The organism is Clostridium sp. UBA5119 (genome assembly GCF_002414285.1).
GTDB classification, from domain to species: domain Bacteria; phylum Bacillota; class Clostridia; order Clostridiales; family Clostridiaceae; genus Clostridium_J; species Clostridium_J sulfidigenes.
In genome coordinates this window covers 11,053-11,963 of the sequence record NZ_DHYX01000108.1, presented here as the reverse complement: position 1 = coordinate 11,963, position 911 = coordinate 11,053, and the positions used below count along the sequence as shown (strand labels likewise).

The 911-nt window shown below is 27.6% G+C and carries 1 protein-coding gene; it reads left to right on the top strand.

What is annotated here, in order from left to right:
* The first annotated feature begins 254 nt into the window (after window positions 1-254).
* Window positions 255-449 (top strand): hypothetical protein, encoded by a 195-nt coding sequence (locus tag B2671_RS16465; RefSeq protein WP_346871378.1) that lies wholly within the window; start codon window positions 255-257, stop codon window positions 447-449.
* The last annotated feature ends 462 nt before the right edge of the window (window positions 450-911 follow it).

Here is a 911-nt window from a genome sequence, read left to right as displayed (position 1 = left end):
TCTTTGAAAATTGAATAGTACAGTCTGAGGAGATTTTTTATGGGAGTATATAAATATGCAAAAGTAGTGAGTATTTTCGAAGGAAAATAATATAACCTTTTACAACCACCCATGCAAGGGCTTCGAAAGAATCCGAGTGGTAATATATAAGCATTTAGGAATATGAAGCAGTTAGGTGAGATAAAAAGGTTAAGTAAAGAAAAAGGCAATATGAAATATTTAAAAGTAGGAAAAGTAAGAGGGAGGTATGATTTATGAAATCACTGATAATATATTGTTCTGATTATAAAAAAAACACTGAAGTAATTGCACAAATATTGGCTGACAAAATCGATTCGGAGTTAATTAATATAAGAGATATTAGTGATTTAGACATAGAAAGTTATAATCTAATTGTATTTGGTTCTGGTGTATACAGGGAGAGTTTATCACAACAGAAAACTTTTTAATATTATGGGCAAACTATCACAGGGGCATCCCAATCAAAGAGATTTTAAAGAAGCAGAAGGATTTATTATAAGGGTACTGGATTCACTTTAGACTTATGGGTAAATACTAAGAAATATTTTAAAAATCCCTCAAACTTAGGTTTGGGGGATTTTTTTAGACTTTTGCATCTTTGCAGAGAGATGGGTATTTTCCTATACTTCTTCATCATTAAGGTAATAATATAAGTTATTAAATTTACAATTTGCAAATAAACTTATTGACATTAATTTATCATTAGTCTACAATGAGATTGTACAATTTAATTTTGCACAATTTAAATAAAGAAGGTTACATACTAAAAAATATCATGGTATTAATCTTCTTATATAAGAACAAAAGAATATTTATTTGTATTTTAGTTGAGTAAAATCAGAAGATATTTATTATAGGAGGGAGAAACATCAATGAATATTAATTTTTCA